The sequence below is a fragment of the Rhodovastum atsumiense genome, assembly GCF_937425535.1.
In the GTDB taxonomy this organism is placed as follows: Bacteria; Pseudomonadota; Alphaproteobacteria; order Acetobacterales; family Acetobacteraceae; genus Rhodovastum; species Rhodovastum atsumiense.
The window spans coordinates 896,806-909,112 of the sequence record NZ_OW485601.1; the positions used below are offsets into that span (position 1 = coordinate 896,806).

Sequence of the window (12,307 nt, forward strand, 5' to 3'; positions counted from 1 at the left end):
CCTCTTTTGGCGACGAGCCTGACACAGGGACCGGCGTTCATCCAGCCAACCGGCGCCGTTGCGCAGGCCGTCTTCGCACTGGACCGGGCGCACGGCGAACGGCACCCTGGCACCATGGCCGGACCCCCTACCTTCGCGATCCCACCGACCTTCCTGGGTACCCCCCGCACCGGGGTCGGACGTTTCACCGTGGCCGGCATCCCCTTCGATGCCGGCACCACCAACCGCGCCGGTGCGCGCGACGGCCCGCAGGCCATCCGCCGGGCCAGCCGCATGCTGGTGGACGGCGCGCATCCGGTGTTCCGCACCGACCCGGCGGAGCTGGATCTCGCCGATGCCGGCGATTTCGCCGTGGCGCTGGGCGACATCGCGGCCACGCTCGCCACCATCGAGCAACAGGCCGCTTCCATCCCGCACCTGATCGCGCTCGGCGGCGATCACGGGATGACGCTGGCGCTGCTGCGCGCGCTTGCCCGGCGCGGCGGACCGCTCGGCCTTGTGCATTTCGACGCGCATGTGGACACCTGGCCGGACAATTTCGGCCAGCCGCTCGCGCATGGCTCGGTGTTCTACCACGCCATCGCCGAGCGCCTGGTGGACCCGCGGCGGATGGTGCAGATCGGCATCCGCTCGCCGGTGGCGAACGAGGTGATGGACTGGACCCGCAACCAGGAGGTCACGGTGCTCTCGGCGCAGGACGTGCACGAGGCCGGCCCGGCCGCCATCGCCGCGCATGTCCGCGCCGTGGTGGGCGAGCAGCCGGTCTATCTGAGCTTCGACATCGACGCGCTCGACCCCGCCTTCGCCCCGGGCACCGGGACGCCGGAGATCGGCGGGCTGGCCTCCTGGCAGGCCCAGGCGATCCTGCGCCGGCTGGAGGGGCTTGACTGGGTCGGCATGGACGTGATGGAGGTGGCCCCAGCCTACGACAGCGCCGAGATCACCGCCCTGGCCGCCGCCACCATGGTCTGGGAGTACTTGGCGCTGGTCGCCTGAGCCGGGTGGGGAGCCATGCCCCCACCCGCCCCCGGACCCTCGCGTTTTGCATGGCATTCGCCCGCCATCGTCGCTATATGCGCGCTGCTTCTTCCCTATGGGGAGGAAGGACTTGACGCATCGCACGTGCCGTGAGCCCCGCCGGGGCACAGCAACGACGTAACGCGTCCTTTTCGATGGACCCGGCCACCAGAATGGGCCGGGGTCGCAAGGGAACCGCCTATGTTGTCCGCCCGGTCCGCCGCGATGCTTCCCCTTCGAAGTTAGCGGCATCGCACCGCCGCCCGGTCCGCCGCGCCATTGCGCGCCGCACCTGGCCCCCACACCGCCTGATCCGTCGTCCGGCCCTGACCGCCGGGCGATGCCTCTCGTGATGCGAGGACTGCTTCGATGGACCTGCTCCGCCTGCGCACCGCCCCCCGCCCTGCGCCCGCCGCCCTGCTGCCTGCCGTTGCCGACCTGGTCGCGGTCGAGCGGCCGGAAGCGCCGTTGCACTGCCTGCGCCCGGCCACCATCACCACCGACACCGCCGCCTTCGTCGCCGGCTTCCCCGGCGACGTCATGTACGCCGTGAAGTGCAACCCCGAGCCCGCCGTGCTGCGCGCGGTCTGGGACGGCGGCGTGCGCCATTTCGACTGCGCCTCGGCGCAGGAAGTGGCGCTGGTGCGCAGCCTGTTCCCCGAGGCGGCGATCCACTTCATGCACCCGGTGAAGTCCCGCCCGGCGATCCGGGCCGCCTGGGAAGCGGGGGTGCGCGACTACGCGCTCGACCATGCCGATGAACTCGCCAAGATCCGCGCGGAAACCGTCGCGGGTGAGGATCTCGGCCTGTTCGTCCGGCTCGCTTTGCCGCGCGGCCGCGCCGTCTATGACCTCACCGGCAAGTTCGGTGCGCCGCTGGAAGACGCCGCCGCGCTGCTGCGGGCCGCCCGTCCGCATGCCGCCCGCCTCGGCCTCTGTTTCCATGTCGGTTCGCAGTGCCTCGATCCGCTGGCCTGGCGCGAGGCGATGCGGCTCGCCGGCGCGGTGATCGCGCGCGCGGGCGTGGCGGTGGACGTGATCGACGTGGGCGGCGGGTTTCCGGCTGCCTATCCCGGCATGGAGACTCCGCTGCCGCTCGGCGCCTTCTTCGCCGAGATCGAGGCCAGCCTGGACGCGCTCGACCTGCCGTACCTGCCCCGGCTGTGGGCCGAGCCCGGCCGTGCGCTGGTCGCGGGCGGTGCATCGGTGGTGGTGCAGGTGCTGCTGCGCCGGGGCGATGCGCTGTACGTGACGGATGGCGTCTATGGCAGCCTGTCGGATGCGGGCGCGCCGGGCTTCCGCTTTCCCGCGCGCCTGCTGCGTCCCGACGGCCCGCCCGCCGCCGCCGCGTCGTGCGACTACATGCTGTTCGGGCCGACCTGCGATTCCGCCGACCGCATGGCGGGCCCCTTCCCGCTGCCCGCGGATGTCGCCGAGGGCGACTGGATCGAGATCGGCCAGCTCGGCGCCTATGGCGGCTGCCTGCGCACCGGCTTCAACGGCTTCGATGCGATCCGCACCGTCGAGGTCCGCGACCCGCCGATGCTGCCGGCACGGGACTGATCGACCGGGCCGGGGCACGGCGTCCCGGCCCGGCGGCACGAGACCTGCGAGGAACCTGGGACGGCGCCGCCGCGCCCGCTACTGTGCCGCCACGTCCAAGTGCCGGAGTTTCCACCCGTGAGCGATCACGCCGACCTGCCCCGCTGCCTCGCGCTCGAGGGCGTAACCAATCTTCGCGACCTGGGGGGCTGGCCGGTCGCCGGCGGGGGGCGGGTGCGCTTTGGCCAGGTGTTCCGCTCCGCCTCGCTCGGCCGCCTGACCGATGCCGATGCAAGGGTGCTGACCGACAGCTTCCTGCGTACGGTGGTAGACCTGCGCGGGGAAAAGGAACGGGTGCGCTGGCCGTCGCGGCTCGATGCGCTGCCGGGCGTGGAGGTGCGGTTCCTGCCGATCGATCCGTCGCTGGGGGCCTCGCTGCATGACATCGCCGCCGCGCCGGAGGCGGCGATCGGGGTAATGCACCGGGCCTATGCGGCCTATGCCTTCGACTGGGCGCATCGTTACGCTGATTTGTTCGGGCTGTTGCTGCAGGAGACGCGCCGCCCCCTGCTGTTCCACTGCACCGCCGGCAAGGACCGCACCGGCTTCGGCGCGGCCTTGCTGCTGGCCGCCCTCGGGGTGGAGTGGGAAGCGATCCGCGCCGACTACATCGCCACCAACCGGCTTTGGCGCGGCGATCCCGAAGTTGCCGCCTCGCTGCCGCCGGCGATCGCCGACGTGCTGCTGCGCGTCCATGTCGAGCTGATCGATGGCGTCTTCGCGGCCATCCGCGAGGCGCATGGCTCGCTTGCCGCCTATCTGGACGAGCGCATCGGTCTCGATGCCGCGCGGTGCGACCGGCTGCGTGCGGCGTTGATCGACTGATCCACGCCCGCGGGCAACGGGGCCGCCACGCCGCCCGGGATCACTGCGCGGAGGGCGTCGTCGCGGGAGTCGCCGTCTGCGTCGTCGCGGGCGTGGAGGAACCCGTCGGCAAGGGCGGCGTCAGTGGTGTTGGGCCGGTTCTGGCGGTTGTTGCCGGGGCGGCATCCGACCCGGCCGGTGCAGCCGCCACGGTCGCCGGGGTCGAACTGGTGGAGGCTGCCGTGGGGGCGCCGGAGGGGGGCGCATTCGTGGCCGGCGCGCTCGATTCCGCAGGCGCTGTCGCGGGTGTGGCCGCAGCGGCGGCCGGCGGGGTCGCTGCCGCAGGTGCAGGCGCAGGCGCGGAGGCCGGGGCTTCCGTGGCAGCTTGCGTCGCCGGGGTGGTGGACGCCGACGGCACTGTCTGCGGATCCTTGGGGGCGTCCTTGGCTGCCTCTTTGGGCGGCACCGGCGGCAGGTTGACCGTGTAGTCGGCGACGATGCGCGCCTGATTGCCGGCGATCACCAGCACGCGTTGCCCGATCGCCAGCGGCGGGTCGTCCTTCTGGGTAACCGAGACCAGTTCCCCGTTGCCCTTGCGCACGATGTATTCCCAGGCATTGGTATCGCCGGTGGCATGCTCCACGCCGGTGCCGATGAGCCCGCCGAGCAGGCCGCCCCCGAGCGAGCCAAAGGCCGCGGCCGTGCCGCCGGAGCCGATCTGCGACCCGACGATGCCACCCGCGGCGGCACCGGTGACGGCCCCCGTCGTGCCCGATGCCTGCACCGCCACCTGCCGCACGCCCACGATGACCCCTTGCTCGGCCTTGTTGGCCTGCTGGACAGCGCCGGGATTGTAGGTGTTCGGCGAATAGTCCGGCGCGCATGCCGCAATGACAGTCACGAGCAGCAGCGAGGAAACGATCGAGTGGACATGTCTGGTCAAGATGGGACATCCCTTGCGGTCGCAATCTATTGGATAGCCGATCCGGCGGCGGATGTCATGTTCGTGAACAGCTCATTGCTGTCAGCGAGATATTGCAGGCCACCTCCTGGCACATGCCGCAAGAAAAGCGGTCGCCTGTGGCAGGCTTCATTGCCCACGCTCACGCGATCGGTTGGCAAGATCGACCACACCGGCCAAGCGAACCTGTCGGCCATGCCCGCCCCCTTGTTACAAATCAAAAATGGTAGCGGTCGGCATGCGACCCGGGTCATCATCTCCGCCAATGCCAGCGTGCCCCCCGATCAGCCTCCGATCCACGGTGCAAGGCAGACCGACGGGCGAACCGATCCGCCAGCGCAATTCCCGATCAGGTGCCGGATCTTGTGCCCACGCATTCGACCTGCACTGCGGGAGCCGGCAGATGGCTGATTCTGCCTGATGGGTCGTCCGCGACCCGTCAAAAGGGTGGAAACGTTCGGCATCGGCAGAGGAAGCACGCGCATCGATGGCCCCGGCCCCGGGACCCGACCCGACCCGACTTTTTGACTCTTGTCGGAAAAGGCGACGGGCACAGAAGGACTCGAACCTTGGGCCCGCTGATCGAAAGACCCCGGAACCGAACGGGAATGAGATCCGGGCCAGCCTGAAAGCCGGGGCGACCAGGCCCTTGGCCGGCTTTTTGCCCGCGGTGACAGCCCCTCCCGGCCCTCTCCGCGCCCGCGATACCCACCGGCATCCCGCAGACCTTCGGGGTGCCAGCGGGGACCGGACGCGCAGGCATGGCCTGACGAGCAGCCACCCCAGAGTCCCGCCTCTTGCGTGGGCGCCGAGCCGCACACCCCTAAAGTATTATATCCATCAGAGGTAAATTATTTTGATTGCTGTTTCTGGGCAGGTGATGCACTGCGGATTCACATTAAGCACATTATTATGATGGTCGCAGTGAAGGGAAAAGTCATGAAATTGCAAATGCTTGAACACACACCTTCATCCATTTACGAAATCCGAAATCCATCTGCAGCGCATTTTCAATCTATCCAAATGTTACGCGCCATTGCGGCTATATTAGTAGTTCTTGTACATGTAAATCCATTTGGATATTCATTTGTTGCGGGACATATTGGCGTTGATATATTTTTTGTAATATCATGTTTTATAATCGGAACAACTGGCATCAACCAAAGTCGAATCAATTTCTTCGCCAAACGTCTGATTCGCATTGTTCCTCTCTACTGGGCTGTGACGGCACTGATGTGCCGGGGGTTCCCTGGTGCCAGGAATTTCGAATAATTTTAGCTTTAGTTTCGTATATTTAATAAAATCTTATTTATTTATACCATATATTAACACAAATGGGCAAATATCACCTTTACTTACCATCGGATAGACATTGAATTATGAAATATTTTTCTATGCATTATTTGCAATTTCTCTTGAAACACGATGGCCAATTTTTTGCTCTTCTCTAACAATTATTGCATTTGTTATAACAGGTTTATTGCTTGCCCCAACCAACCCCGTCCTTCAGACCTATTCATCTCCTGTAATGCTTGAATTTGTTGCTGGTCTATTACTATCGTAAGCAGCATACCTGCGCGGATTCTGGATTGGGGTGGGGTTGCTGCTGGCTGGCATCGTGTGGTTCATCGCTGTTGCGATAACCGGGATGAGCCTGGGCCAGGGACGAGCGTTTTGGGTCGGGATTCCAGCATTCGCCATGGTGTCCGGAGCACTGGCTTTGGAGAGGGTCGGATGCTGGCCGGTTTTCAGGCCATTCGTCCTGCTCGGGGACAGGTCCTATTCATTATATCTGTTGCACCTGGTTGTTATCAGTTTTGTCAATCGATTGATGCATATCATGCATATACCACAGCCCCTGAACCTGCCTCTCGTGCTGGGCTTCGGTATAGGTGCCGCCCTGGTCAGCTATCGCTTCCTTGAAGCGCCCGCCGCGCGGCTATGCCGGGGGTTACTCTTCCATCCGGCGCTGGCGTCCTGATCACAGCATTTCCGCACTTGCGCGGGTGATTGCAGAGGCGTGGCAACAGGCAAGCCCGCGGCGGCGATCGGGCACGCTTTGCGCGGCTCTCGCGGTCCTGCGCGCGACCAGGCGGGGGAGGTGAAGAGCTTCGTCGACAATCAGTTTGACAGCAAACAGTCATTATGACAGCATCCACTCATAATGGATGCCACCTCAAATTCCTTCTCCCACCCCGTCAGCCGGCTCGTCCTGGAGGTTTTTCGCCTGAACGGCGCCCTCATCGCCGCCGGCGATGCGCTGGTCGCCCCGCTCGGCCTGACCAGCGCCCGCTGGCAGGTGATGGGGGCGGTCGTCGAGGCACGCGGCAGCCTGCCGGTCGCCGGCATCGCCCGCACCATGGGCCTCGTGCGCCAGTCCGTGCAGCGGATTGCTGATGAACTGGCGGAGGAAGGGATTCTCCGCTTCGTTCCCAATCCGCATCACCGCCGTGCCAAACTCATGCAGATCACCGACAAAGGCGCGGCCGTCTTCGAAGCAGCCAGCACCCGCTGGCTGGCGCTGGCGGATGCTCTTGCTGCCGCGCTGCCGACCGGCGAGCCCGAGAGGGTGGCGGCGGTGCTGCATCTTGTCCGAGAGCAACTCCAGGCCCCCAACCAGGAAGAAGAAACGCCATGATCCGCGTCCTGCACCCGATCGCCGGCGTCACCGGCCTGCTGTGCATCGCCACGTTCTGGTTTTCCACGGTTGCCACCGAGGCGCTGGGCGATGCCGCCGCGATTCTCGCGGTCAAAACCATGATCCTGTGGGGACTTCTGCTCCTCGTGCCCGCCATGGCGGTCGCCGGCGCGACCGGCTGGCGCATGGCCGGCCGCGCCACCGCGCCGCGCATCGCCAGCAAACGTCGCCGGATGCCATTCATCGCGCTCAATGGCCTGCTCGTCCTGGTGCCCTGTGCATTCTTCCTGCAGGCGCGTGCCGCCGAGGGGGATTTCGGAGAAGCCTTCTTCCTGGTGCAGGGCATCGAGTTGCTGGCAGGCGCCACCAACCTCACGCTGATGGGCCTGAACATGCGCGACGGCTTTGCGCTCGCCAAACGTTTCGCCAGGGCCTGATCGCTGGGGAGACGGCCGGCGAACGTTCAGGCCCGCCGCCCTCCCCGGAAACTGGCAAAGGCGGCAATACGAACCTGAAAGTTTATTATCTTTTCAATTATTTCAACTTTTGCGACGAGGAGATCGGCACATTCCGCCCCCAGGCGCAGGAAGTCCGGTCCGGGGGCCTATCCGGCCGGCATGGCGCCGAGCGTGCGCCAGTCGGCGCCGGTCCGCCGGGTCGAGCGGCTTTGCCAGCGGTCGGGCCAGAGGATTGACCGCCGCATGCGGCGCCGTGCCGATGCGACGGGCCACGACGAACGGCCGCACCTCGTCCAGCCAGGCGAATATCTCCCGGCCGATCTTCGTCAGCTTTTCCTCACGGTTCCGTGGCGCGGCAGGGCTGTGAATCGAGACGGAACCGGATCGGCATCCTGCCGCCGCACACGGCCGGCACGTGACGACGTGCGTCCGGGATAGCGGGGCCACACATGGGAAGCTGCGAGGAACCGTTCCGGACGAGGTCGCCGCCCGCGGCCGTCAGCCGTCGGAAATCGCCTGAACCGGAGGGGGAAGGGTGGTGGGCGCACAAGGACTCGAACCTTGGACCCGCTGATTAAGAGTCAGCTGCTCTACCAACTGAGCTATGCGCCCGCCCCGGCGGCGGCTCGGGTTGCCCCGTGATCGCCGAGGCGCGCCCTATAGCAAGCGATCCGGATCCTGTGAAGCCCCCCCCAACGCCTCTCTGCGTGCGGCTTGCGCTGCTCGCAACCCCGTGCTTCGTTGGCCGCAGGGATCGCCACCCTTGCGGGACGGCCCAACCGTACAACCACTCAGCCTTTGGGGTACCGCCCTGTGGCCTACGCGCTGCAGCAACTCGTCAACGGGCTCACGCTCGGAATGATCTATGGCCTGATCGCCGTCGGCTACACCATGGTCTACGGCATCATCGGCATGATCAACTTCGCCCACGGTGACATTTTCATGGTGGGCGCCTTCCTCTCCCTCATCGCGCTCACCGGCCTGGCCGCCTTCGGCATCTCCTCGGTGCCGCTGGCACTCGCCATCACCCTGGTGTTCGCCGCCGCCATCGCGGCGCTGTACGGCTGGACAGTCGAACGCATCGCCTATCGGCCGTTGCGCGGCTCCTTCCGCCTCGCGCCGCTGATCTCGGCGATCGGCATGTCGATCGTGCTGCAGAACTTCGTGCAGGTCAGCCAGGGCGCGCGGGTCAAACCCATGGCCCCGGTGATCCAGGGCGACATCTCGCTGCTCAGCGGCGCCGATTTCACCGCGCACCTGTCCTGGATGCAGATCTCCATCATCGTGACCACCCTGGTGGTGCTCGGCGTGTTCACCTGGCTGGTGACCAAGACACCGCTCGGGCGGGCCATGCGCGCCTGCGAGCAGGACCTGAAGATGGCCGGCCTGCTGGGTATCGATACCGACAAGACCATCAGCATCACCTTCGTCATCGGCGCCGCCCTCGCCGCGGTCGCCGGGCTGATGTTCCTGCTCTATTATGGCGTGATCGACTTCTACATCGGATTCATTGCGGGTGTGAAAGCATTCACCGCCGCCGTGCTCGGCGGGATCGGCTCGCTGCCCGGTGCGGTGCTCGGCGGGCTGGCGATCGGGCTGATCGAGGTGTTCTGGTCGGCCTATTTCACCGTCGAGTACAAGGACGTCGCCGCGTTCTCGATCCTGGCCATCGTGCTGATCTTCATGCCTTCGGGCATCCTCGGCCGTGCCGACGTGGAGAAAGTATAGGCGATGGCGACCCGTCCCACTCTTTCGGCGGCGCTGCGCGACGCCTTTCTCTCCGCACTGGTGGCGCTTGGCCTGTTCGGGGTCATGATCGGGCTCAAGACCGATGCCGGCGCCACCAGCCTCGTGCTGACCCCGCGGCCCTGGGCGGTCGCGGTCGCGGTCGGGCTGGTGTTCGTCGGCCGACTCGGCCTGATCGCCTGGCGGGCCTGGCGGCCGGCCGGCACGCCCACCCCGCGGCGACTCGCCAGCACCGCCCACCGTGCCGGGCGCTACATAGCGCCGGTCCTGCTGGTGCTGGCGGTGACGCTGCCGCTCTATGCCGGACGCTACTGGATCGACCTCGGCATCCTGGTGCTGACCTACGTGATGCTCGGCTGGGGGCTGAACATCGTGGTGGGCCTCGCCGGTCTGCTCGACCTCGGCTACGTCGCCTTCTACGCCGTCGGCGCCTATTCCTACGCGCTGCTGGCGACCAATTTCGGGCTTGGCTTCTGGACCTGCCTGCCGCTGGCCGGGCTGCTCGCGGCGTGCTGGGGCATCATGCTGGGCTTCCCGGTGCTGCGGCTGCGCGGCGACTACCTGGCCATCGTGACGCTCGCCTTCGGCGAGATCATCCGCGTGGTGCTGCTGAACTTCGTCTCGCTGACCAACGGCCCCAACGGCATCTCCGGCATCCCCCGCCCGACGCTGTTCGGCCTCACCTTCTCCTCCAGCGGAGGCGAGGGCTCGGTCGCCGACTTCTTCGGCATCGAGCCGAACATCAGCCAGCGCGTGATCTTCCTGTATTACGTGATCTTCGGCCTCGCTTTGCTCACCAACTGGGTGACACTGCGGCTGCGCCGGCTGCCGCTCGGCCGGGCCTGGGAAGCGCTGCGCGAGGACGAGGTGGCCTGCCGGGCGCTCGGCATCAACGTGACCACCACCAAGCTGACCGCGTTCGCCATCGGCGCCTGCTTCGGGGGCTTCGCCGGCGCCTTCTTCGCCACCCGCCAGGCCTTCATCAGCCCGGAAAGCTTCACCTTCATGGAAAGCGCGATCGTGCTGGCGATCGTGGTGCTCGGCGGCCTCGGCAGCCAGCTCGGCGTGGCACTGGCCGCGGTGGTGATGATCGGCGGCTCCGAACTGTTCCGTGACTTCGCCGAGTACCGCATGCTGATCTTCGGCATCGCCCTGGTGATGATGATGATCCTGCGCCCACGCGGCCTGGTGTCGGGACGCACGCCATCGGTTTCGCTCGGCGAGCGGCGGCAGATATCCGCCGACCTCGTCGCCCAGGGCCGCGGATGAAGGGGGCGCCCATGACCACGACAACGCTGCTCTCGGTCACCGACCTGACGATGCGCTTCGGCGGGCTGACCGCGGTCAACAAGCTGTCCTTCGATGTGCGCAAGGGCGACATCACCGCGGTGATCGGCCCCAACGGCGCGGGCAAGACCACGGTGTTCAACTGCATCACCGGGTTCTACCGGCCGACCTCGGGCGCGATCACCCTCACCCCGGATACCGGCGTGCAGTTCGACCTCGAGCACATGCCCGGCCACCAGATCGCCCGCACGGCCCATGTCGCGCGCACCTTCCAGAACATCCGCCTGTTCGCCGGCATGACCGTGCTGGAGAACCTGCTGGTGGCCCAGCACAACACGCTGATGCCCTCGGTGGTGCGGGGCCTGCTCGCGGTGTTCGGCCTCGGCGGCCACCGCGCCGCCGAGCGCGCGGCGCTGGAACGGGCGCGGTTCTGGCTGGATGCGATCGATCTGACCGCGCGCGCCGACGACCCTGCCGGCGCCCTGCCCTACGGCGACCAGCGCCGGCTGGAAATCGCGCGCGCGATGTGCACCGAGCCGGTGCTGCTCTGCCTCGATGAACCTGCGGCCGGGCTCAATCCGCGTGAATCGGACGAGCTCGCCACCCTGCTCGGGCGCATCCGCGACGGCGCGGGGGGCACGCCCGGCTGCTCCATCCTGCTGATCGAGCACGACATGGGGGTGGTGATGCGCATCTCCGACCACATCGTCGTGCTCGACCACGGCAAGAAGATCAGCGACGGCACGCCCGAAGCGGTGCGCAGCGACCCGCACGTGATCGCGGCCTACCTGGGCGAAGGCGACGAGGACGAAGTAACCGAGGAGACCGCGGAGGCCGACAAGGCCGCGCGTGGCGTGACCGCATGAGCATGCTGCTGCACCTGACCGGGGTCACCGCCTTCTACGGCGCGATCCAGGCCCTCAAGGGCGTCGACCTGGAAGTCCACGAGGGCGAGATCGTCACCCTGATCGGCGCCAACGGCGCCGGCAAATCGACGCTGATGATGACGATCTGCGGCAACCCGCGCGCCCGCGACGGGGCGATCCGCTACGACGGCCACGATATCACCCAGCGGCCAACCCACGAGATCATGCGCATGGGACTGGCGCAGTCGCCGGAAGGGCGACGCATCTTCCCGCGCATGACCGTGCTCGAGAACCTGCTGATGGGCGCCCATGGCCGGGCCGATGCGGAAGCGGCCGAGACCATGGAACAGGTCTTCACCCTCTTCCCCCGGCTGAAGGAGCGGCTGGCCCAGCGCGGCGGCACGCTGTCGGGGGGCGAGCAGCAGATGCTGGCGATCGCCCGCGCCCTGATGAGCCGGCCACGCCTGCTGCTGCTGGATGAGCCATCGCTCGGCCTTGCGCCACTGGTGGTGCGGCAGATCTTCGGGGCGATCCGCGACCTGAACCGGCAGACCGGGCTGACCGTGCTGCTGGTGGAACAGAACGCCTTCCAGGCGCTGCGCCTCGCGCATCGGGGCTATGTGCTGGTCAACGGGGCCATCACCATGGCCGGAACCGGCGCCGAATTGCTGGCACGACCGGAAATCCGGGCAGCCTACCTGGAAGGGGCGCACTGACAGTCTGTTAGACGTCAGGAAAGGCGAGGGCGCTGCCCTCGACCCGGCAGGGGCCACAAGGCCCCTGCACCCCATTCGCGCTGCGCGGCACAGACAAGGCAGCGGCTGGTAGCGGGATGACATCGGCCTCGGCCCTGCTACACCGTCGCGGCGCACCTGGCTCGCCCTCCCCCCTCGGGACCGCGAGTCGGGTTGTACGCCTCACCGGCAAT

The 12,307-nt window shown here is 67.0% G+C and carries 12 protein-coding genes and 1 tRNA gene; 11 read left to right on the forward strand and 2 right to left on the reverse strand.

The window, feature by feature from the left end:
- Window positions 1–114: 114 nt before the first annotated feature.
- From speB to NBY65_RS03875, 3 genes are all read left to right on the forward strand, one after another.
- Window positions 115–996 carry an agmatinase gene (speB, locus tag NBY65_RS03865; protein ID WP_150043148.1) on the forward strand — a complete coding sequence of 294 codons (882 nt, stop codon included), beginning with the start codon at window positions 115–117 and terminating at the stop codon, window positions 994–996.
- A 390-nt stretch (window positions 997–1,386) separates the two neighbouring features.
- The gene (locus tag NBY65_RS03870) at window positions 1,387–2,580 is read left to right on the forward strand and encodes a type III PLP-dependent enzyme (RefSeq protein ID WP_150043147.1); all 1,194 of its coding nucleotides are present in this window, start codon (window positions 1,387–1,389) and stop codon (window positions 2,578–2,580) included.
- 117 nt (window positions 2,581–2,697) lie between these two features.
- Complete coding sequence (locus tag NBY65_RS03875; RefSeq protein ID WP_162530748.1) at window positions 2,698–3,444, forward strand: tyrosine-protein phosphatase; 747 nt, start codon at window positions 2,698–2,700, stop codon at window positions 3,442–3,444.
- 40 nt (window positions 3,445–3,484) lie between these two features.
- Here NBY65_RS03875 and NBY65_RS03880 read toward each other — a convergent pair whose 3' ends face one another.
- Window positions 3,485–4,366, reverse strand: a complete 882-nt coding sequence (locus NBY65_RS03880) for an outer membrane lipoprotein (RefSeq protein ID WP_162530747.1) — start codon at window positions 4,364–4,366, stop codon at window positions 3,485–3,487.
- An 819-nt stretch (window positions 4,367–5,185) separates the two neighbouring features.
- Between NBY65_RS03880 and NBY65_RS03885 the strand changes: the two genes are divergently transcribed.
- The 4 genes from NBY65_RS03885 (at window position 5,186) to NBY65_RS03900 (ending at window position 7,459) form a co-directional block, all read left to right on the forward strand.
- Window positions 5,186–5,656, forward strand: coding sequence for an acyltransferase family protein (locus tag NBY65_RS03885; RefSeq protein WP_162530746.1), 471 nt, complete (start codon window positions 5,186–5,188; stop codon window positions 5,654–5,656).
- Window positions 5,657–5,978: 322 nt separating this feature from the next.
- Window positions 5,979–6,365: an acyltransferase family protein gene (locus tag NBY65_RS03890; protein WP_150043143.1), complete on the forward strand. Its 387-nt coding sequence runs from the start codon at window positions 5,979–5,981 to the stop codon at window positions 6,363–6,365.
- Window positions 6,366–6,548: 183 nt separating this feature from the next.
- Window positions 6,549–7,022 carry a MarR family winged helix-turn-helix transcriptional regulator gene (locus NBY65_RS03895; protein WP_150043142.1) on the forward strand — a complete coding sequence of 158 codons (474 nt, stop codon included), beginning with the start codon at window positions 6,549–6,551 and terminating at the stop codon, window positions 7,020–7,022.
- Window positions 7,019–7,459, forward strand: a complete 441-nt coding sequence (locus tag NBY65_RS03900; protein ID WP_150043141.1) for a hypothetical protein — start codon at window positions 7,019–7,021, stop codon at window positions 7,457–7,459. The genes NBY65_RS03895 and NBY65_RS03900 overlap by 4 nt, the downstream gene beginning before the upstream one ends.
- A 557-nt stretch (window positions 7,460–8,016) precedes the next feature.
- Here NBY65_RS03900 and NBY65_RS03905 read toward each other — a convergent pair.
- A tRNA-Lys gene (locus NBY65_RS03905) sits at window positions 8,017–8,092 on the reverse strand.
- Between the two features lie 201 nt (window positions 8,093–8,293).
- Between NBY65_RS03905 and NBY65_RS03910 the strand changes: the two genes are divergently transcribed.
- From NBY65_RS03910 to NBY65_RS03925, 4 genes are read left to right on the forward strand one after another with little or no spacing between them, the layout of a single operon-like run.
- Window positions 8,294–9,208, forward strand: coding sequence for an ABC transporter permease subunit (locus NBY65_RS03910; protein WP_150043140.1), 915 nt, complete (start codon window positions 8,294–8,296; stop codon window positions 9,206–9,208).
- A gap of 3 nt (window positions 9,209–9,211) precedes the next feature.
- Window positions 9,212–10,495, forward strand: a complete 1,284-nt coding sequence (gene livM, locus NBY65_RS03915) for a high-affinity branched-chain amino acid ABC transporter permease LivM (RefSeq protein WP_150043139.1) — start codon at window positions 9,212–9,214, stop codon at window positions 10,493–10,495.
- A gap of 11 nt (window positions 10,496–10,506) precedes the next feature.
- Window positions 10,507–11,379, forward strand: coding sequence for an ABC transporter ATP-binding protein (locus NBY65_RS03920; RefSeq protein ID WP_150043138.1), 873 nt, complete (start codon window positions 10,507–10,509; stop codon window positions 11,377–11,379).
- Window positions 11,376–12,095 (forward strand): ABC transporter ATP-binding protein, encoded by a 720-nt coding sequence (locus tag NBY65_RS03925; protein WP_150043137.1) that lies wholly within the window; start codon window positions 11,376–11,378, stop codon window positions 12,093–12,095. The genes NBY65_RS03920 and NBY65_RS03925 overlap by 4 nt, the downstream gene beginning before the upstream one ends.
- Window positions 12,096–12,307 lie beyond the last annotated feature (212 nt).